The sequence below is a fragment of the Bacillus sp. XB1 genome, from assembly GCF_053557995.1.
Genome location: NZ_JBNRIL010000002.1, coordinates 869,333 through 887,085, shown reverse-complemented (window position 1 = coordinate 887,085; position 17,753 = coordinate 869,333). Strand labels below are relative to the sequence as shown.

At 35.6% G+C, this 17,753-nt stretch carries 23 protein-coding genes; 5 read left to right on the top strand and 18 right to left on the bottom strand.

Features of this window, described 5'->3' with window-relative positions; genetic code table 11:
* Positions 1-131 precede the first annotated feature (131 nt).
* A complete protein-coding gene (locus tag ACK1U5_RS20025) occupies positions 132-605 on the top strand; it encodes an N-acetyltransferase (protein WP_000506692.1) in 474 nt (157 codons plus the stop codon).
* Positions 606-638: 33 nt separating this feature from the next.
* On the opposite strand, the gene ACK1U5_RS20020 is transcribed toward ACK1U5_RS20025, so the two are convergent.
* The 3 genes from ACK1U5_RS20020 to ACK1U5_RS20010 form a co-directional block, all read right to left on the bottom strand.
* The gene (locus ACK1U5_RS20020) at positions 639-1,145 is read right to left on the bottom strand and encodes an RsfA family transcriptional regulator (RefSeq protein WP_000246468.1); all 507 of its coding nucleotides are present in this window, start codon (positions 1,143-1,145) and stop codon (positions 639-641) included.
* A 129-nt stretch (positions 1,146-1,274) separates the two neighbouring features.
* On the bottom strand, positions 1,275-1,448 hold the full coding sequence (gene rpmF / locus ACK1U5_RS20015) for a 50S ribosomal protein L32 (protein WP_001984764.1): 174 nt from the start codon (positions 1,446-1,448) through the stop codon (positions 1,275-1,277).
* A 61-nt stretch (positions 1,449-1,509) separates the two neighbouring features.
* Positions 1,510-2,010: a YceD family protein gene (locus tag ACK1U5_RS20010; RefSeq protein WP_000872149.1), complete on the bottom strand. Its 501-nt coding sequence runs from the start codon at positions 2,008-2,010 to the stop codon at positions 1,510-1,512.
* A gap of 213 nt (positions 2,011-2,223) precedes the next feature.
* Here ACK1U5_RS20010 and ACK1U5_RS20005 point away from each other — a divergent pair, with 213 nt between their 5' ends.
* Positions 2,224-3,405 (top strand): nucleotidyltransferase, encoded by a 1,182-nt coding sequence (locus tag ACK1U5_RS20005; protein ID WP_002103536.1) that lies wholly within the window; start codon positions 2,224-2,226, stop codon positions 3,403-3,405.
* Positions 3,406-3,415: 10 nt separating this feature from the next.
* Here ACK1U5_RS20005 and ACK1U5_RS20000 read toward each other — a convergent pair whose 3' ends face one another.
* On the bottom strand, positions 3,416-4,453 hold the full coding sequence (locus ACK1U5_RS20000) for a SepM family pheromone-processing serine protease (protein ID WP_000476280.1): 1,038 nt from the start codon (positions 4,451-4,453) through the stop codon (positions 3,416-3,418).
* Positions 4,446-5,237 carry a patatin-like phospholipase family protein gene (locus tag ACK1U5_RS19995; protein WP_000662590.1) on the bottom strand — a complete coding sequence of 264 codons (792 nt, stop codon included), beginning with the start codon at positions 5,235-5,237 and terminating at the stop codon, positions 4,446-4,448. The genes ACK1U5_RS20000 and ACK1U5_RS19995 overlap by 8 nt, the downstream gene beginning before the upstream one ends.
* A gap of 113 nt (positions 5,238-5,350) precedes the next feature.
* On the opposite strand from ACK1U5_RS19995, the gene ylbJ reads away from it, so the two are divergent.
* On the top strand, positions 5,351-6,580 hold the full coding sequence (gene ylbJ / locus ACK1U5_RS19990) for a sporulation integral membrane protein YlbJ (RefSeq protein WP_000273083.1): 1,230 nt from the start codon (positions 5,351-5,353) through the stop codon (positions 6,578-6,580).
* Here ylbJ and coaD read toward each other — a convergent pair.
* Both coaD and rsmD read right to left on the bottom strand, forming a co-directional pair.
* Positions 6,572-7,063: a pantetheine-phosphate adenylyltransferase gene (coaD, locus tag ACK1U5_RS19985; RefSeq protein WP_000200601.1), complete on the bottom strand. Its 492-nt coding sequence runs from the start codon at positions 7,061-7,063 to the stop codon at positions 6,572-6,574. The genes ylbJ and coaD overlap by 9 nt on opposite strands.
* The gene (gene rsmD / locus ACK1U5_RS19980) at positions 7,060-7,626 is read right to left on the bottom strand and encodes a 16S rRNA (guanine(966)-N(2))-methyltransferase RsmD (RefSeq protein WP_001266979.1); all 567 of its coding nucleotides are present in this window, start codon (positions 7,624-7,626) and stop codon (positions 7,060-7,062) included. Before rsmD ends, coaD begins: the two co-directional genes overlap by 4 nt.
* A gap of 498 nt (positions 7,627-8,124) precedes the next feature.
* Between rsmD and ACK1U5_RS19975 the strand changes: the two genes are divergently transcribed.
* The gene (locus ACK1U5_RS19975) at positions 8,125-8,514 is read left to right on the top strand and encodes a DUF7147 family protein (protein WP_000616017.1); all 390 of its coding nucleotides are present in this window, start codon (positions 8,125-8,127) and stop codon (positions 8,512-8,514) included.
* Between the two features lie 54 nt (positions 8,515-8,568).
* On the opposite strand, the gene ACK1U5_RS19970 is transcribed toward ACK1U5_RS19975, so the two are convergent.
* From ACK1U5_RS19970 to ACK1U5_RS19945, 6 genes are all read right to left on the bottom strand, one after another.
* On the bottom strand, positions 8,569-8,835 hold the full coding sequence (locus ACK1U5_RS19970) for a YlbG family protein (RefSeq protein WP_002082261.1): 267 nt from the start codon (positions 8,833-8,835) through the stop codon (positions 8,569-8,571).
* A gap of 126 nt (positions 8,836-8,961) precedes the next feature.
* A complete protein-coding gene (locus tag ACK1U5_RS19965; protein WP_000634366.1) occupies positions 8,962-9,414 on the bottom strand; it encodes a YlbF family regulator in 453 nt (150 codons plus the stop codon).
* Positions 9,415-9,528: 114 nt separating this feature from the next.
* Positions 9,529-10,101, bottom strand: coding sequence for a histidine phosphatase family protein (locus tag ACK1U5_RS19960; protein ID WP_000134947.1), 573 nt, complete (start codon positions 10,099-10,101; stop codon positions 9,529-9,531).
* A 76-nt stretch (positions 10,102-10,177) separates the two neighbouring features.
* Positions 10,178-10,423 (bottom strand): YlbE-like family protein, encoded by a 246-nt coding sequence (locus tag ACK1U5_RS19955; protein ID WP_001200990.1) that lies wholly within the window; start codon positions 10,421-10,423, stop codon positions 10,178-10,180.
* Between the two features lie 11 nt (positions 10,424-10,434).
* On the bottom strand, positions 10,435-10,872 hold the full coding sequence (locus ACK1U5_RS19950; RefSeq protein WP_001143346.1) for a YlbD family protein: 438 nt from the start codon (positions 10,870-10,872) through the stop codon (positions 10,435-10,437).
* 186 nt (positions 10,873-11,058) lie between these two features.
* On the bottom strand, positions 11,059-12,093 hold the full coding sequence (locus ACK1U5_RS19945; protein ID WP_000735378.1) for a CAP domain-containing protein: 1,035 nt from the start codon (positions 12,091-12,093) through the stop codon (positions 11,059-11,061).
* A gap of 204 nt (positions 12,094-12,297) precedes the next feature.
* Here ACK1U5_RS19945 and ACK1U5_RS19940 point away from each other — a divergent pair, with 204 nt between their 5' ends.
* Complete coding sequence (locus ACK1U5_RS19940; RefSeq protein WP_001160947.1) at positions 12,298-12,663, top strand: YugN family protein; 366 nt, start codon at positions 12,298-12,300, stop codon at positions 12,661-12,663.
* A gap of 46 nt (positions 12,664-12,709) precedes the next feature.
* Here the strand turns inward: ACK1U5_RS19940 and ACK1U5_RS19935 are convergent, their stop codons facing one another.
* The 5 genes from ACK1U5_RS19935 to ctaD all read right to left on the bottom strand — a co-directional run bounded on the left by ACK1U5_RS19935 (position 12,710) and on the right by ctaD (position 17,716).
* Positions 12,710-13,708 carry a formamidase gene (locus tag ACK1U5_RS19935; RefSeq protein ID WP_000535813.1) on the bottom strand — a complete coding sequence of 333 codons (999 nt, stop codon included), beginning with the start codon at positions 13,706-13,708 and terminating at the stop codon, positions 12,710-12,712.
* Positions 13,709-13,935: 227 nt separating this feature from the next.
* Positions 13,936-14,841 (bottom strand): cytochrome c oxidase assembly factor CtaG, encoded by a 906-nt coding sequence (gene ctaG, locus ACK1U5_RS19930; protein WP_069604771.1) that lies wholly within the window; start codon positions 14,839-14,841, stop codon positions 13,936-13,938.
* A gap of 80 nt (positions 14,842-14,921) precedes the next feature.
* Positions 14,922-15,254, bottom strand: coding sequence for a cytochrome c oxidase subunit IVB (gene ctaF / locus ACK1U5_RS19925; protein ID WP_000985706.1), 333 nt, complete (start codon positions 15,252-15,254; stop codon positions 14,922-14,924).
* Positions 15,255-15,257: 3 nt separating this feature from the next.
* Entirely contained in the window at positions 15,258-15,881 is a 624-nt protein-coding gene (gene ctaE / locus ACK1U5_RS19920) for a cytochrome c oxidase subunit III (RefSeq protein ID WP_000557861.1), read from the bottom strand.
* On the bottom strand, positions 15,881-17,716 hold the full coding sequence (ctaD, locus tag ACK1U5_RS19915; protein ID WP_153578907.1) for a cytochrome c oxidase subunit I: 1,836 nt from the start codon (positions 17,714-17,716) through the stop codon (positions 15,881-15,883). The genes ctaE and ctaD overlap by 1 nt, the downstream gene beginning before the upstream one ends.
* Positions 17,717-17,753 lie beyond the last annotated feature (37 nt).

Here is a 17,753-nt window from a genome sequence, read left to right as displayed (position 1 = left end):
TAGCAAATCCTCAAAAAAATAAAAAAAGAAATATACTATCTTCTTCATAAAAATAAAAAAATGAGTTATACTATTATTATAAATATTTTTACTTTTCTGCATTCAACGAGACAAGAAAAGGATGTGATGTAATGGGATTCCCAAAAGTTGAGCGCTTGCTCATCAATTATAAAACGTTAGATGAATTCAAAAAATTTAAAGGGTGCGGAGCCCAGGAACTATCTATGCTGGAAGAATTACAAGCAAACATTATTGAAAACGACAGTGAATCTCCATTTTACGGTATTTATTATGGCGGATCACTAATCGCACGTATGAGTCTATATATGAAAAGAAACGGCGGAGAACCATTCGAAATTACAGGTCCCTACCTAGAACTTTATAAACTTGAAGTATTACCAACTTTTCAAAAACAAGGATTCGGGCAAATGCTTGTAAATCATGCGAAACAAATGCAATTTCCTATTAAAACGATAGCACGTATTCATTCAGCTGGTTTTTGGGATAAATTAAATTTCAACCCCGTATCAGTAACTGATGGAGATTTTTATATTTGGCATCCAGAAGCAAATTTGAATGCGGTTACAAACGAAGAATCGGCTTAAGAAATAAAAAAACAGCTGTATAACAGCTGTTTTTTATTTCTTAAGCTTCTCTAACTTCTCATTCGAGCGAGCATTGTTTCTTTCCGCTACCATTACACTTCTTTTTTGATCGATATAATCAAGTAGTGTTCTATACTCTTCTTCATATACTGATAATCGCTCCAGAAGACGCTCTCTTTCTGTTTGTAATGATTCAACTTGTTGTTGCAACACCGTTAAAGAGTTTTCATCTTTATAATTTTGCAAGAAATCAATAACATCATTCAACGTAATTGACGTAGGTTCTAACACCTTTGTCTCTTTCACTTCATAATTTTCTACTTTACGAAGTTGCTTTGCTTCCTCAATACGTTCTTTATATTGCTTTCTTACGTAAGAATTCCATCTAAACCCACATGCTGCTGGTGTACGAGATAAATTTTTCCCCACTTCCTTAAAGGCAGAAAGTTGTGTTCCACCTTCTCGAATATGCCGGAGTACTACTTCTGCCAGAAGCAAATCTTCATCATCAGTCCAAGCATCTTGTCTTGTTGTCGCCATCTCTCTAGTCCTCCCTATGCATTTTTTATTAAGCATATGCAGTTACTAGAAAAGATAGAATACAACAACTAAAGATTAAGACAAAAAAAATAAACGCAGAAGATATCTTCTGCGTTTATTTTCCCGCAATTACTTGCTGATTACTTCTTTACCTTTGTAAGTACCGCATGCTTTACATACACGGTGAGCTAATTTCGCTTCACCACAGCTTGGGCACTCTACCATACCAGGTACTGATAATTTGAAATGCGTACGACGCTTTCTTTTTACTGTTTTAGAAGTTCTTCTAAAAGGTACAGCCATTCTTCCCACCTCCTTAAAAGAAATAGTTATTTTCATATGAAGGCCTGAACCAGTCTTCCGATTATTTGTCAAAAAACTTTGCAAGTCCTGCCAATCTTGGATCAACAGTCTTTTCTTTGTCTTCTTCCGAAATCACTTGCCAGTCTTGACCTTGCGTCGGTGCTCCACCAGAAACATCATCACTGAAAATTTGCATTGGAATCTCCAAAAGTATATTTTCCTTGATTACGGGCAGTAAGTCAAGTACTTCTCCTTCTAAAGAATGAATTTCAGCTTCAGTTTCAAATTCTTCTTGTGAAGTTTGGAACACCTCAGTTGTTTTAATGTCAAATGGTAATGTCACATCTACTAAAGAGCGAGAACATGGTAAAACCATGCTTCCAGTTATATGTAGATGAAACGTAAACTTACCGGAGCCAAAATCAACTCTTCCCGTTACATGAACAGGATTAATTTCACGAATATCTTTCTCGACCTCTTTTAGCTCACTTACATCTACCATCTCATCCAATGTCAATCCTTTATTTCTCAATTTATTCAATTGATGGATGGACCATTTCATATCATATCACCTCAAGGCAACAAACAAAATTATAGCTAGCCATTTTATATTTGTCAATGTTTTTTCTTTACACTATAATGAAGTCATCATAGTAAATAATATATAGAGTATCACGTTTTTCAAAAAGATGCTACATCGAAAGGAGAGATTACCATAAAAGCTGGTGGTATTGTTGTTGAATATAACCCTTTTCATAACGGTCATCTTTATCATGTGCAACAGACAAAAAAGTTAACACAATCTGATATAATAATTGCCGTTATGAGTGGTCCTTTTTTACAGCGTGGTGAGCCCGCACTCATTTCCAAATGGTATCGCACTAAAATGGCCTTAGCAAACGGCGTAGACCTTGTTGTAGAGCTTCCATACATCTTTGCAACACAAAAGGCTGAAACCTTCGCAAATGGTGCTATTTCCATTTTAAATGCCCTACGTGTTTCTGAAATTTGTTTCGGTAGTGAGGATGGACAAATCGAAAATTTTTATAATACCATCTCCGTACAAAAAAACGAAGAAGAGACTTTTAACTACCTTGTAAAACAATTCATGGACGCTGGTAATAGTTATGCAAAAGCAACATCGGATGCTTTCTCACACATTTTAACATCTGAAAAAAACATAGATATGTCACAACCAAATAATATTTTAGGCTTCCAATATATGAAAGCAATTCTGTCACAAAATAGCTCTATACAAGCTCAAACTATAAAAAGATTTGCCTCTCATTATCATGATGAAACATTTAATGACCAACATATTGCAAGCGCGACAAGCATCCGAAAACAACTCTTTAGCGAAGAAGGATCATTTACAACAATTGAACCTTTTCTCCCACAGGCAACCACTTCGCTTTTAGCAAATTACAAACAAAATTACGGGATATTACATAATTGGGAACAATACTTTTCATTTTTTAAATATAGACTCATGACGATGTCTCCAGGGGACTTACGACATATATATGAAATAGAAGAAGGTTTAGAGCATCGTATTTTATCAAAAATACAAAACAGTTCCTCCTTCTATTCATTCATGGAAGCATTAAAAACAAAACGTTATACATGGACTAGATTACAAAGAGCTTGTACACACATTTTAACAAACACAACAAAAGAGGAAATACGTAGCGCAAATATAGAACAACACGCACCATATATTCGCCTGCTAGGTATGTCACAAAAAGGACAAACTTACCTTTCAAAAAACAAGAAAAAAATCGAACTTCCAATCCTTACTCATACAAAAACATTCGACCATGCCGCTTTAGATATAGAGAAAAAAGCAAACTCTGTATATTTCTCCATCATGCACGAACCGTTACGCACACAACTATTAAAACAGGATATAACACACCATCCTGTTCGCTATGATGAAACAACTACAAAATTCCTATAAAAAAACCTCTCTATTTCAGAGAGGTTTTTTCCTTATCCATCTTTTCTAAATATGTTAACGCATCATCCAGCGTATCTACTGGTACAATTTTCATTTTTGTTTTAATATCCTTTGCAGTCTCAAGTGCATCTTTATAGTTCGATTTCTCCGCACCTTTTTCATTTGGCGCAAAGAACACTTCAGCCCCGGCATCGCTAGCAGCCACCACTTTTTGATTTATACCACCAATTGGGCCCACTTCTCCTTTTTCATTAATTGTACCTGTTCCAGCTATTTCATGTCCTTTCGTTAAGTCTTCTTCCACAAGTTGATTATATATTTCTAATGTGAACATTAAACCTGCGGATGGTCCACCAATTTCATGAGAATTAATTTTCACTTTCGGATCGACCACTAATTCTCTTTCCGTAACGATAGAAACACCTATGCCGACACGCCCATTCCCATTAGGAATCGTCTTTACATTTAAATTCTCTTTCAATTGTTTTCCATTTCTCATGTACTCAATACTTACAGCATCGTTTTCTTTTTTCCCTGTCATATATTCAATAAATTGCTCCGTCTTTTCAAATGTTTTTCCGTCAACAGCTATAATAACATCACCAAGCTTAAGCTTTCCTTCTGACGGCATTCCTTTTGCCACACCAGCAACTAATACACCTTTATTTTCAAAAGATACTGAGCGATTTGCACGTTTATATGCATTATAAATTGCTGCATTTTGCGAATCTTTCATCGCATAATTTTGGCGAAATTGATATTCTTCATCACTCTCACCTTTTTGCAATATTTCTTCCGCTTTCGAAATATGTGTATATTTATTAAACTGTGCCGCTATTAAATTCACCACATTTGCTGGTCCCATTGAAACCGTAACAAGCATAAAATCACCAGATTCTTTCGTTCCACCCTCAACTTGAACATAAGGCTCTAATTTGGCAGCCATTCCTGGTTTTGTTATATAATACGGTAAACGTACGTAAACAAGTAACATCGCCAATATAACCCCTATTAAGATTGCATATATAAACCGAAAACGCTTAAACATTATGTTTCTCCTTCCACTGCTCAATTAATAAATAAATATTTGAAACATGTTTTTCTGCTTCTACTTCTCCAACTCGAATAATGTCTTCAATGTTTGTAAAAGCACGTGAACTAAATTGCTCTACAGCTGGTCGCATCATTAAATCCGATGCAATTTGCCGATTCATTACAAGCTCATGCTGCATAATTTCAATACTTTGCATGATTACGTCATAAATGGACGTAACATCGCCATTCACCTTAATTGGAGATACATCAACAGCGATAACAATATCGGCCCCTAACTCTTTCACAACCGATACTGGGATGCGATCAATGACTCCACCATCCACTAATAATCTTCCATCTATTTTTTCTGGTACAAACACTCCAGGAACAGATATGCTAGCCCTCACCGCATCTGCAACTGGCCCACTTGTAAAAACCACTTTTTCCCCCTTCAATATGTCAGTAGCCACAACAGCCGTCGGGATATCTAACTCTTCTAAATTTTTATTATATGTAAACATTTTAATCATATCTTTGACACGTTTTCCAGCAATAAATCCCATTTTCGGTACCGTGAAATCTAAATAATACTTCCGCTTAAAAACAGATGCCAATTTATACAATCTTTCAACGTTACTACTTGCCGCATAAAACGTACCTATTAGCGCCCCCATACTACTTCCTGCAATCATGTGAATAGGGATACCAGCTTCCCTTAAAACCTTTATTACACCAATATGAGCAAACCCTTTGGCTCCTCCAGACCCAAGTGCTAAACCAATCTTTGGTTCTTTCATTTTTCTCACCCTTTAATTTTTTTCATTCCTTTTTCATACTTATGGTCTAAATTCACTACGTATCCACGTATACTGAAATGAACGTTTTTTGGGACAAAGGGGGATTTACTTACATGTATGAAAAATGGAAAACCGCTTTCCTTACCATATCAACGCTATTTTTAACCTTTTCTCTTGTACTCCACCCCCAAGCCGCTTTGCAAGCTTCTATTCGCGGGTTAAATATATGGTGGGAAGTTGTATTCCCTTCACTACTACCGTTTTTCATCATTGCGGAACTTCTAATTAGTATCGGTGTTGTAAAATTTATTGGCGTTATATTAGAACCACTCATGCGCCCACTTTTTCGCGTTCCAGGGATAGGCGGATTTGTTTGGGCGATGGGAATGGCTTCTGGTTTCCCTGCAGGCGCCAAATTAAGCGCTAGACTACGAAAAAGCAATCTTTTAACTCAGATTGAAGCAGAGCGCCTCGTTTCTTTCACAAATTCTTCTAATCCACTTTTTATTTTCGGTGCTGTGTCTATCGGTTTTTTTAATAATCCGAAATTAGGAATTATATTAGCCGCTGCCCATTATTTCAGTAACTTTGCTGTCGGATTAATTATGCGTTTTTACGGCGATAATACCGCTTACAAAAATAATACACACACTACAAAAAAACGTCGCTTTCAAAACCCTTTTTTAATTCTTCACGAGACACGCTTACAAGAAAAAAGACCAATTGGTAAATTACTTGGGGATGCCATTGTTTCTTCTATTCAAACATTACTTATGATTGGCGGATTTATTATTTTATTCTCTGTGTTAAATAAAATGATTACTGTATTCCACATTACAGCAGCTCTTTCTTTTATTATGCAACATATTTTATCATTCTTCCAACTAAGTACAGATTTTAGTATACCTATATTATCAGGTATTTTCGAAATGACACTCGGAAGCCAAATGATTAGTCAAATAAATGAAACACCGCTCTTACAACAAGCTATGGTAACAAGCTTCATTTTAGCATTTAGCGGTCTTTCTATTCAGGCACAAGTTGCTAGCATATTAGCTGAAACAGATATCCGATTTAAACCCTATTTTTTCGCACGAATTATTCAAAGTATTCTTGCCCCTATTTTTACATTTGTATTTTGGACACCATTTTATGAGAAAGTGAGTTCTTTCTCACCTATGCCAAAAGATATTCCTGTATTTTTATCCGAGCATCCTTCTATACTACATGAAATTTGGACATCTTTTATACATTATGGACCAATTTTTACATTATTTTGTCTATACTTATATGTTATTTTATTATTTTTGCGCACGTATAAAGAAAAACCCCGTTCACTTTAACGGGGTTTGAAACTTTTCTTTTAAAGCACGCTCTACAATAGGAGGTACAAGATCCACTACACTTCCTCCATACCTCGCAACTTCTTTTACAATACTCGAGCTTAAAAATGAATATTGGTTGTTTGTCATAATAAAAAATGTTTCAATATTTTCATCTAATTTTCGATTCATAGAAGTAATTTGCATCTCATATTCAAAATCAGAAACTGCTCGTAAACCACGTAATATTGCATTTGCATTACGCATTTTTGCATACTCTACTAATAGCCCACTATGCGAATCTACCTTTACATTCGGGATATCCTTTGTCGCTTCTCGAATTAGTTCTAATCGCTCTTCAACTGAAAAGAATGGTTTTTTTGATGAATTGTTTAAAACGACTACGTACACCTCATCAAATACTTTTGCTCCCCTTTTAATAATATCCAGATGCCCAAGGGTAATTGGATCAAAACTTCCTGAAGAAATAGCTATACTTGTCATTCTGTCCCCTCACCTTCATACTTATAAATCGATATTGCAGTAATCCCATAATTCTCAGCTCGTACTTTTACAAGCCTTCCTATTGAATTAGGTAAAACTACATCATTACCATGCTCTGCCATAATTAATCCATCACTATGTAGCAATCCATGTTGATCCATTACACTAATTAAAGATACAATTTTTTGCTCTTTATATGGAGGATCTATTAATATAAGATCGAATGACATTTCACGTTTTATTAACGCCTTTACTGCACGTTCAGCATCATTTCGATATACTTCAGCTTGTTCCTGTACTCTACAACTTTCTAAATTTTGATGAATTACTTTTATCGCTTTACTATCCCGATCAACAAAAATTGCTTTATCGATCCCTCTGCTCAAAGCCTCAATTCCAAGACCACCACTACCACCAAATAAATCAAGGGCGATACCACCATCAAAATAAGGACCTATCATATTAAAAATAGATTCTTTTACTTTATCTGTCGTTGGACGTGTTGTATTACCAGGAACCGCTTTAAGTGGGTGTCCTTTACATTTTCCTGAAACTACTCTCATCTGTTGTCACTACCTTTATTTCAATCTATCGAGCGATTATAGAAAGCCATTCCCACTTCGGTAACCGTTAACAAACCACATTCACCTAACTATAGAAAAACTCGGCCTCAAATAACCTCTCGTTATTTTTATGTATTCATCTCATCATTCACTAATATGAACCCAATATGTATATTAGTTCCACTTTATCTTTTTTATCCTATCACAAAATAAAAAAAAGAAAAATAAAAAGCCCAACATAAAATTTAATTTCATTATGTATATCTTCATTTAGATTGGACATAAATAATTATAACAACATCACCTTCGATGTTGTTGCCAACCGCGGAGAAGACTTACGTTTCCCCATAAGTTCTTCCTCCGGTTTCTCCTCTCCCTTTGCCTTCTTACTAGTACATGCTAGTATAAGAAGGGCCCTGCTATGCAGGGTTTTTTTTCTTTGTGTGCTTTTCATTTAAAAAGTGAAATGGTACAGTAAAAGAAAGAGGAGGAAAAGATATGATTCAACGCTTTATAGAACTTGGAGAAGGCTACTCTGATTTATATGAATTACTTGAAATTGCCAAAACAAATCAAGAACGTATAGCACATATGTTACAATTTGAAACGATAAAAAACGATAAAAAAGTGTGTTCGCTTGTTGTAATATTAAAACCAACTACTACTGGTGATTTCCAACCATTATACATATGTCGTGAAGGCATTCCTGTATTTGAAAATAAAAAAAGTAAACGTGTCATTTTATTTGAAGAAACGGCAGAACAACTCGGGAAAAAAGTGGCTACCTTTACTGTAAAACCATCTACAACTTTCCCAGAAAAAGAACTATTTTTTAATCATTTAATTGGTATTTTACGAATGAACAATTTCATTCCTCCGATGAAATAACACGTTATTTCAAGTGAAAAATCCCCCGCTAAATTTAGCAGGGGATTTTTTCTATTAGCTATAATCGTATTCTTTTGCTCGATCAGGACGGGAATTTTCAAATTCCGTTTTTAAATACGGGCGATACGACTGTTCTATCTTTTTCACAAAAGGAAGTTTGTTCAACTTATGCATCATATGCTCAATTTGTTCCATATCACAATATACTACAGCATATTTTAACCGTTTTGATATGTAATGTATGTTACCATATTTCCTTAAAATCTTGGCATGTTTCAATGAATGTAAATAAACAATCATACTTTGTCGTTGCCCGAACATAATCTTCTCCATCTTCTCCTTTTAAAAACATATATTTTATATTCTATGAAAACCAATCAGAAATTTATAACATTACAGGACAAACTCTGTATACGTTTTCTTCCAACTTCTAAAAAACGGGGTACATCACCCCGTTTTTTTACAACCACAACCTCCGCCAGTACCACAACCTCCACCACAGCCACCAGCATCAAAGAATGGATTTCCTGTTGGCACTTTAATGGAAGAAGACACTTCCGAACCGATTGCTACACTAACTTCGTCTAATAACTTCTGCAAAGCAGTTTCTGCTCTTTTAAAAGCTGCAACCTTATCATGTAAGTCCACAGAACGCTTTAATTCTCTCATTTTCATCGACACGGTAGTATAGTCAGGATGGTATTTTCCAAAACGCTGTACTTCCTCATACCGTTCTTTCATCGCTGTAAATTGCTGAATTAGCGTCTGAAGTTCCATATCTTCATGTAATTCTCTATAATACTTACGATAATCTTCTGCTATATCTGAACAGATAATCGCTTTTGCAAGCTGCTCTGCCTTATCTAATATTAATACGCTTTCTAGCGTCGCTACAATCATGAGAGACACCTCCGAGTATCCATCATACCACATTTAGATTAGAACTACTAATTGAAGTGACTTACTCAAAAGAAAGATATAACGTAACTATTTTTACACTATATCCGTACACACTTATACATTAATATGTTCCGCTATATTATATTTAAGAACATCCCATTTTCCACTATTTTGTTTCACATAACTAATACACGCATTTTTTAATGGTGTCTTAAATGTAATTTCATCTGGTTCAATGGCATGTAAAATCGCTTTTATCGCGTGTGAGTGAGCAACAATAATAATACGTTTGCCAAAATGAGTTGTCGCAACATCTTCTAAAGCAGCAAAGCAACGAGCTACAATCTCTTCATCTCGCTCCATACCTTCTACTTTACCCTCAGCAATCAACTCTCTAACAGCCGCAACCGGCTTCCCTGAAGCTTCTCCAAAATTCCGTTCAACAAATCGCTCATCTAATAAAATCGATTGTAATCCAACTGCCGTTGCGATTTCATTAGCCGTTTCTTGCGCTCTAATTAACGGGCTACTTATAATGATATCCCACGTTTCTTCTTGTAAAGCAGCTGCACTTTGACTCGCTTGCTTCTTACCAACTTCATTAAGCGGAATATCTTCTCGCCCCTGAATAATTTCTTGAAAATTCCAATCAGTTTGTCCATGTCGTACTAAACAAATTTCCGTCATGCTGCAACTCCTTTTTAAATAATCAACTTCTATTGTAACAAAAGTTCTGCATGACGGACATATTTTTCACTTCCAATTAGGTTGCGTTTTGTTGCTTCATATACTGAAACATATCAATCATGATCGAAGCAACGGCCAATTGATTTTGAAACTTTTCCACTTTATCTGGTATCGTTTTTTTGAAATGTTGCATCGCCGCTAACTCAAAAGCCTCTTTTTCTTCAGGATTTCGTGTTAATTTTCTATACCAGTACGGTTGCTCTCTAATATAACGAGATAAATCCTCATCAGCCTTTATAAACTCCATAATTTCTGCTCTCATCATCTTTCCCCCTAATCCTTTTGAAAGAAAAACGGGTTATTTTCTGAAGTACTTTGCTCTTGCTGCGTACGGTTACCTTGAAATTGCTGAATAACTTGTTGCACGCTCCCAATTGCACTCGTCACATTGGCTAAATGGTTCTGCATTTGTTCCACGTCCAACTTTTTAAAAAAAGAAAGCATTTGCCCCATCACATCAGCAGTTTTTTCCTCTTCAGTTCGATTATCTTTTTCTTTTTTATTTTCTTTTACCGAAGAAAAAGCAGGCGCTCCATCCGGTCTATAAGTTGCCCATATTGGATCTTCTTCACCAAGTAAGTACCATTCTTCATAAAATTGTTGCCATGTTTTATGACCACTTCTAACCTCATGAACCATTTTAGGGTGATGGTTTACAAATTCTTTAAACTGTTGAACCGATGGATGTAACGGTCCTTTTGTTGTTGGCATAATCCTCACCTCTCCATGTATATCTACTATATAGTAAGAAAAAAAAGGCGCATGGTTCGCCTATTTTTAGACGATTCATGCACCTTTTTTTCTGCTATTTGCATACGGTCAGATTCCCACCTACAATTCAGTGAATACGAAGTAACTAATTAGGTGATGTAACACCCCACCGCTTACAGTTTCGCTTTATTTTCGAATAAAGTTTTGTGTATAAAATTTATCGTATACACCAACACCTAATCCTGTAAATTGTTCATTTAATAAATTCTTTCTATGCCCCTCACTATTTAACCAACCTTGCACTGCCGCAATTCCATCACTATGTTGCGCCGCTATGTTCTCACCAGCAAGTTGAAATCCTACTTTCCCGCGCTGCAAACGATCTCCTAGTGTACCTAATGTAGGTGAGTCATGAGAAAAATAATTATTGTCTTTCATATCTTTACTGTGACCAACAGCAACATCTGCTGTTTCCTGATCCCATGTTAATAATGGTAATTTATGACGACTTCGAATGATATTTGTTAAATCAAAAATTTGTTGCATATTCCCATTTTCTACTTGTTTTATTTTTTCTGGAGTCAATGGTTGTTCTGCTATTAATTCACCTGAATAAACGAGCTGATACGGTCTTTGGCGTAATAAAGTTTCATCATCCATATAACGAACACCAACAAGCTCATGTGTAAATTGATCAAAATACAATTGCGCCCATCCATCTTCTACAGGTATTAACGGTTGTTCCATGACTTCGGTATCAGATAGCTCAAATTGATAACTATTTTTCCCTCTTTTTAATGAAATTTCATGCGAAAGCGGACTTTTTTTATATACTTCTTCATATTTTTCATTTATATAATAAGGTGGAACCTTAACTTGTTCACCAGCTGCGTATGCCGTTACAACTTTACGTTCAGAAACTCCAAATTGAACATACTGAGTTAAATCCTGGTTGTATACCCACCATTCATATCCGTATGCAGATGGCTCTATTCGAGAGGGTTCTCCCCACTTCGCTAATAGGTTTTCAGAGTCTTCACCAATCATATTTAAAACAGTGTCTGAGGAGTCTTCCTTAATTTGCTTTTTCTTTTTCACAATTTTATTTTCTTGCTTTGATTGAGATGGGGTTAATATATATTGTGAAACGAGTAATTTCCCGTATAAATCAACAGCTAAAATTAAAAATGTAATCATTACGATACGCAATAATTTCTTCAAACGATATACCTCCTGAACAAAACATAAAATTGAGATATACACAAATCCTTTTCTTTCTTTTTGTGTGTACCGTACTCTTTTCACTATATCATATTTTTGTGAAAAAAGTCTGGATTATCCCTTTTCTCTCAATATGAATTGCACTTTCTTATTATTCATACTATTATAAAAATAATGGTGTAACATTAAAAAAGGAGGTATTATATGCAATTTACAAATACGAAATTTAATGGAGCCGTCGTTGAATTAACTCTTTTAACTGAAATCATGGAAAACAACCACTTCGTACTTGCCGGACAGTGGGATTATGAACGAGTTACATACGATTATAAATTTGAAATATTAAAGGATGTTTATTATTTACGAGTGCAAGGAGTTGCTGTTGAAGGTGACATTGGCAGTAGACACGCTGAAGTAAAACTACTCCCCCCCTTATTAGGAAAACATTATTATCCTCACGGCGTTGAATATGGTGATGATGAGACTTTCCCAACGAATGTACTTCAAAAAAGCGAACAACTCCTACAAAATGTCGAAAAAGAGTTAAAAGAATTTCAAATTATTGATTAACAAAAACAAGCGCATCAATATGATGCGCTTGTTTCATTTCCCTTCCCTAAGAATGAATCGTTTTTTTTACTGGATATCCATAAATAGATCCATCTTTTACTTTAATCTCATCTTCCCAAGGGACCTTATATTTACCTTCAGCTAAATCTTTTACAAACGTATATGGATTTTCTTTCACCCCACCAGGAGTTGCTACATATCCTCTTGAACCTAGATTATATATATTATTTTCCAATCCCCATCCTAATCTAGCCTGATCTGCTAGTTCTGGATATACTTCAGCAGTAACAATCTCCCAAGGATTTCGATGACCCTGTACTAAAGTAGTCCCATCAAAATTACATACTTGTCCTTCACCAAAGTAATAAAATACACCATCATAACCCGCTAAGTTTACCGACAATGTATACATTAAATTTTGCCATGCATTTGAACGATTCGTTAGCATCCATTGTTCACTAACTTGTGTACTATATCCAGAAATACGAATTAAGACATTTGCACCTTTATAGGCCGCTTCACGAGCTACTTCAGGGAACATGCCATCATGACAAATACAAACAGCTAATTTACTTCCTCCAGGTCCATCACAAACAGGTAAGCCTAAATCTCCAGCTTTCCAAGGCTCGACTGGCACCCAAGGATTTAGCTTACGATACTTCAAAATCATTTCACCTTGTGGATCAATAATAACTGCTGTATTATACGGCTCTCCACCATCAGGATTTTTCTCCATTATTGAAAAAACACCATATACTTTAGATTCTTTACATGCCTCAGCAAATAAGTCTGTTTCTGGCCCAGGCACTGTGCATAAAAATTCTTCTGTAGTCCATTTTTTTGTATTGAGCCCTTGTGTACTATATTCAGGAAATACTATCAATTCTAAACCAGGGTAACCTGATTTGGTCGAATGAATTGTTTTTATGATTTGTTGAATTTGTTTATCAATGTCTGTACGCGATTCTACTACTGGTACTGGATATTGAATTAGTGCTGTCAAAAAACCACTAATCGGCTTTACCATACTTCCACTACTACCCATTTAAACTCCCCCTTAAAATAGTTCGTGTTTATTAAAGATAACAATATATATTTGTAACTCTCTAAAAAACTTGCACTACATATGGAATTATTACGCATGAAAGCTAGTAGTAAATTTTATCTCCACTTTTAGTACACGCCTACACTAACTTAACATAAAAAGTTAGAAAATTCAATCTTTTTAAGGTAACTAAAAAAGAAAAAGCGCATGGAATCCCATACACTTTTTTACTTAATCTGTAAATACGGCGGCAATTGTTGCAACTGCTCCTTATCCTTTTCACGTTCTCTACGTGCCCATCTAAAGAATACATAACCTATAATTGTACCGTACACTATTTCCTGGACAATTTTCATTATGATACCACCAGTTTGCTGATCTTGTACGACTGGCATCCAGTGCAAAAATTCTGGTCCCGTTATATTTAAATCTGATAAAGTGCCCGCTGGTACACATAGTTCCATCGCTTTCATCCAAGCAGCCGGATCCGTATACGTTGCAAATAACGGGGCTGTCGCAAAAATGATTAACGCACATGCAGGCGTTAATAATATGCCGTTAGCAAACATATAACCAAGTTTCTTTATATCACTTAACGTTTGATATTCTGGTAATGGATTTAACATCGGCCACCACATCATGATTGCTGTAAAAAACAATATAGCGAGACAAATAGGATGAGCTATTTGACTTTGTTTTACTGTATCAAAAACAACTGGTAAATGATAAAAAGAAAACAGGCCGTTAAATACAAACAACGCAATAAGTGGTTTAGCAAATGCCTTTAATATAATTTGAACGAACTTAAAAGAAGTAATGTAACGATATAACCAAATTGGTATACCAAGCAACAGTAACGGTGGAACTGCAATATACATGACTGCCATTTCAAACATATGAGCACTAAATATAATATGGCCAATTAAATCAACAGGCCCTCCCTTTACAAAATACAAAAGAACAATACCAGTCGTAAAATAAAAAATTTGCTTCTTACTTACCTTCGTCGCATTTTCAAATCGCATTCTATATGGTCCAATAATTAAGAAGTACCCAATAAGAATCGAAAGCATAAATAATAAAAAGATTGGACTCCATAAAGCCTGAAAACCAAATATCCACAAGTTACTCATTTTCACACCTGCCTTCGTAAGGTTATCTCATAATATGAAGAGGGAGCTGTGACAACACAAGCTCCCTTATTTTTCACTTTTCAAATCCACACGATTGTCATAAAAGCTAAAATTGTAATTAACCCTATTAGCAGACCAGAGTAAAGAAAGAAACTTGCTGCTTCATGTCCTTTATGACTCATATGCATAAAATAATACAATTGAAAAATTACTTGTACCACTGCTAATAGTAAAATAAACGGTACAGAGAAAATCGGACTAAAAGTTTTTGGATACGCCACTGCTACAAATGCAACTAATGTTAAAAAAATCATTAATGCAAACGTAATAACTTGATGCCTCATTTCCTCCGCACTTTTTCTCTTCCGATAAACAAGATCAACTTTAGGATTATTCGTTTGCTTTATCGCCATTGTTTATCCCACCATTCCCATTAAATATACTACAGTGAAAATAAACACCCAAACTACGTCAATAAAGTGCCAATAAATCGATGCAACATAAAACTTCGGTGCATTGTATAAATTTAGACCTCTCTTCGCATTTCTAAAGATTAATGTTAAAATCCAACATAACCCAAACAATACGTGGAGTCCATGTGTACCAACAAGAGCATAAAACGCAGAGCCAAAGGCACTACTTCTCATAGTATGCTTAAATTCATGTGTATAATGATAAAACTCATATATCTCAAATCCTAAAAACCCTAAACCTAGCAATACTGTTACTAGTAACCAAAGCTGCATTTTCTTAAAGTTAAAGTTTTTCATGTGATACATCGCATATACACTCGTTAAGCTACTCGTTAATAAAAGCATCGTCATAATGAAAACGAGTGGCATTTGGAACATCTCTTGAGATGTTGGTCCACCATTTGTAGAATTCTTTAACGCTAAATATGTGCCGAATAAGGAAGCGAACAACACTGTTTCGCCTCCAAGAAATAACCAAAAACCGACAAACTTATTTTTCCCTTCAAGGGTTGCTTTTTCAGGCTCTGCTGGAAATGTTTCATTCGTTAATTTTTCATCTACATGCATTATGCCTTGCCCCCCTTATCCTCTAAATCTTCTTTATGAATATGATACCCATGATCATCAATTACTGAACGTAGGAACATTGTGCCAAATGTAATGATTAAACCAATAATTGCTACTAATAACCAGAACTTATCTTTTCCGCCCTGCATATACATCGCACCAAATGCCGCTATAAACAATCCGAAAGAAATGACAAATGGTGAAAACGAAGGATTTGGCATATGAATATCACCAACTGGTTCCGCTGCTGTCATTTCTTTATTACCTTCACGTTTTTCAATCCAAAACGGATCTAATCCGCGAACAAATGGTAATTGTTTAAAGTTATATTCTGGTGTCGGTGCTGGCATTGTCCATTCTAATGTACGTGCATCCCACGGATCACGACCAGCTTTTTCTTTTGATACTGTCGTTTTAATTACATTGAATAGAAGAACAATCGTTCCAAGAGCCATAAACACCGCTCCGATGGAACTAATCATATTCCCCATTTCCAACCCTTGCCCTTCAAGATATGTGTAGTAACGGCGTGGCATACCAATCAAGCCAAGGAAATGCTGAATAAAGAAAGTTAAATGGAAGCCGATAAAGAATAGCCAAAACGTTATCTTTCCTAATGTTTCATTTAATACTTTATTAAACATCAGTGGCCAATAATAATGAGCTCCTGCAAGTAAACCAAATACAACACCGCCAACGATTACATAATGAAAATGTGCTACTACGAAATAGTTATCATGAAATTGATAATCAGCTGGTGCAGATGCTAGCATAACCCCTGTAACTCCACCCATTACGAATGATGGAATGAAAGCTACTGCCCACATCATTGGTGTCGTAAAACGAATACTTCCGCCCCACATTGTAAAGAGCCAGTTGAATATTTTGATACCAGTCGGAACTGCAATCGCCATTGTTGCAACTGAGAAAATAGCATTAGCAACTGGACCAAGTCCAACAGTAAACATATGGTGCGCCCATACCATAAATCCTAAAAATCCAATTAATACAGTCGCAAACACCATCGATGAATAACCAAACAATCGTTTTTTCGAAAATGTTGCGAAGATTTCTGAGAATATTCCGAAAGCTGGGAGTATAAGAATGTATACTTCTGGATGACCGAAAATCCAGAATAAATGCTCCCATATAATTGTATTCCCGCCCAATGCCGGATTAAAGAAACTTGTTCCAAATAAACGATCTAACATTAAAAGTCCTAATCCTACAGTTAACGGCGGAAAAGCGAATAATATAAGCGAAGATGTTACAAATGTTGTCCATGTAAACATCGGCATACGCATATACGTCATTCCTGGAGCGCGCATATTAATAATGGTTACAAGGAAGTTAATTCCTCCAATTAGTGTACCAATACCTGAGATTTGCAAGCCGAGTACATAGAAATCAACACCATGACCTTTAGAGGCTAAAGCTAAAGATGCATAAGATGTCCATCCTGCATCAGGTGCTCCACCTAAAAACCAACTTAAATTTAAAAATACTCCACCAAAGAAAAATAACCAAAATCCGAGTGAATTCAAAAACGGGAACGCTACATCACGTGCACCAATTTGAAGTGGTACAGCGGCGTTCATAAATGCAAACACGAGTGGCATAGCTGCGAGGAAAATCATTGTTGTACCGTGCATCGTTAATACTTGATTATAAGCATCCCCAACAAGAAAAGCGTTGTTAGGAATCGCTAATTGAAGGCGAATAAATAGAGCTTCTATTCCGCCTATTACAAAAAACAATCCACCTGCAATTAAATAGAGAATGGCAATCTTTTTATGGTCTACTGTCGTTAAATAATCCCATATGACAGCACCCATCCCCTGTTTTTTTGCTACAGAACTCACGTTTTCAACC

Excerpts from the sequence above, each read along its gene's own strand:
- ACK1U5_RS20000 (WP_000476280.1), bottom strand. The coding sequence starts at position 4,453 with ATGTTTAAGCGTTTTCGGTTTATATATGCAATCTTAATAGGGGTTATA.
- ACK1U5_RS19960 (WP_000134947.1), bottom strand. The coding sequence starts at position 10,101 with ATGACGGAAATTTGTTTAGTACGACATGGACAAACTGATTGGAATTTT.
- ACK1U5_RS19970 (WP_002082261.1), bottom strand. The coding sequence starts at position 8,835 with ATGTTCGGGCAACGACAAAGTATGATTGTTTATTTACATTCATTGAAA.
- ACK1U5_RS19995 (WP_000662590.1), bottom strand. The coding sequence starts at position 5,237 with ATGAAAGAACCAAAGATTGGTTTAGCACTTGGGTCTGGAGGAGCCAAA.
- ctaF (WP_000985706.1), bottom strand. The coding sequence starts at position 15,254 with ATGGCGATAAAGCAAACGAATAATCCTAAAGTTGATCTTGTTTATCGG.
- ACK1U5_RS19965 (WP_000634366.1), bottom strand. The coding sequence starts at position 9,414 with ATGATTGTAGCGACGCTAGAAAGCGTATTAATATTAGATAAGGCAGAG.
- rsmD (WP_001266979.1), bottom strand. The coding sequence starts at position 7,626 with ATGAGAGTAGTTTCAGGAAAATGTAAAGGACACCCACTTAAAGCGGTT.
- ctaD (WP_153578907.1), bottom strand. The coding sequence starts at position 17,716 with ATGGGTGCTGTCATATGGGATTATTTAACGACAGTAGACCATAAAAAG.
- ACK1U5_RS19935 (WP_000535813.1), bottom strand. The coding sequence starts at position 13,708 with ATGGGTAGTAGTGGAAGTATGGTAAAGCCGATTAGTGGTTTTTTGACA.
- ACK1U5_RS19955 (WP_001200990.1), bottom strand. The coding sequence starts at position 10,423 with ATGAGAGCAGAAATTATGGAGTTTATAAAGGCTGATGAGGATTTATCT.
- ylbJ (WP_000273083.1), top strand. The coding sequence starts at position 5,351 with ATGTATGAAAAATGGAAAACCGCTTTCCTTACCATATCAACGCTATTT.
- ACK1U5_RS19950 (WP_001143346.1), bottom strand. The coding sequence starts at position 10,872 with ATGCCAACAACAAAAGGACCGTTACATCCATCGGTTCAACAGTTTAAA.
- ACK1U5_RS19940 (WP_001160947.1), top strand. The coding sequence starts at position 12,298 with ATGCAATTTACAAATACGAAATTTAATGGAGCCGTCGTTGAATTAACT.
- rpmF (WP_001984764.1), bottom strand. The coding sequence starts at position 1,448 with ATGGCTGTACCTTTTAGAAGAACTTCTAAAACAGTAAAAAGAAAGCGT.
- ctaG (WP_069604771.1), bottom strand. The coding sequence starts at position 14,841 with ATGAGTAACTTGTGGATATTTGGTTTTCAGGCTTTATGGAGTCCAATC.
- ACK1U5_RS20025 (WP_000506692.1), top strand. The coding sequence starts at position 132 with ATGGGATTCCCAAAAGTTGAGCGCTTGCTCATCAATTATAAAACGTTA.
- ctaE (WP_000557861.1), bottom strand. The coding sequence starts at position 15,881 with ATGCATGTAGATGAAAAATTAACGAATGAAACATTTCCAGCAGAGCCT.
- ACK1U5_RS20010 (WP_000872149.1), bottom strand. The coding sequence starts at position 2,010 with ATGAAATGGTCCATCCATCAATTGAATAAATTGAGAAATAAAGGATTG.
- coaD (WP_000200601.1), bottom strand. The coding sequence starts at position 7,063 with ATGACAAGTATAGCTATTTCTTCAGGAAGTTTTGATCCAATTACCCTT.
- ACK1U5_RS19975 (WP_000616017.1), top strand. The coding sequence starts at position 8,125 with ATGATTCAACGCTTTATAGAACTTGGAGAAGGCTACTCTGATTTATAT.
- ACK1U5_RS20020 (WP_000246468.1), bottom strand. The coding sequence starts at position 1,145 with ATGGCGACAACAAGACAAGATGCTTGGACTGATGATGAAGATTTGCTT.